Raw genomic sequence first — 589 nt, forward strand, 5'->3', positions numbered from 1 at the left:
TGAGCAGCCGGGAGACGTGCATCTGGGAGATGCCGATCTGCTCGGCGATCTGCGACTGGGTCAGGTTGCCGTAGAACCGCAGGGTGAGGATCTTCTGCTCGCGTTCGTCGAGGGTGGCCAGGGCGGGGCCGAGGGCGACGCGGGTCTCGGCGAGCTCGTATTCGTGGTCGGTGTCGCCGAGGGTGTCGCCGAGCTCGGTGGTGCCGTCGGCGCTGATCGGGGTGCTCAGTGAGGTGGCGTTGTAGGCGCGGGCGCCTTCGAGGCCTTCGAGCACGTCTTCCTCGGTGATCGACAGGTGCGCGGCGATGTCGGCCACGGTGGGCGAGCGGCCCAGCGAGTGGGTGAGGGTGCTGTTGGCCTCGGTGATGGCCAGGCGTAGTTCTTGCAGCCGGCGGGGGACGCGGACGCTCCACGTACGGTCGCGGAAGTGTCGTTTGATCTCGCCGATGATGGTGGGGATGGCGTAGCCGGCGAAGTCGACGCCGCGGTCGGGGTCGAATTTGTCGACGGCTTTGATCAGGCCGACGGTGGCGGTCTGGATCAGGTCGTCGGTGGGCTCGCCCCGGCCGGAGTAGCGGTTGGCCAGGTG

The 589-nt window shown here is 68.4% G+C and carries 1 protein-coding gene; it reads right to left on the reverse strand.

What is annotated here, in order from left to right; genetic code table 11:
* Positions 1 to 589: SigB/SigF/SigG family RNA polymerase sigma factor (locus ODJ79_RS46675; protein WP_263030198.1), on the reverse strand; the 589-nt coding region annotated here is incomplete at both ends.

It is taken from the genome of Actinoplanes sp. KI2 (assembly GCF_025630775.1).
Taxonomy (GTDB): Bacteria; Actinomycetota; Actinomycetes; order Mycobacteriales; family Micromonosporaceae; genus Actinoplanes.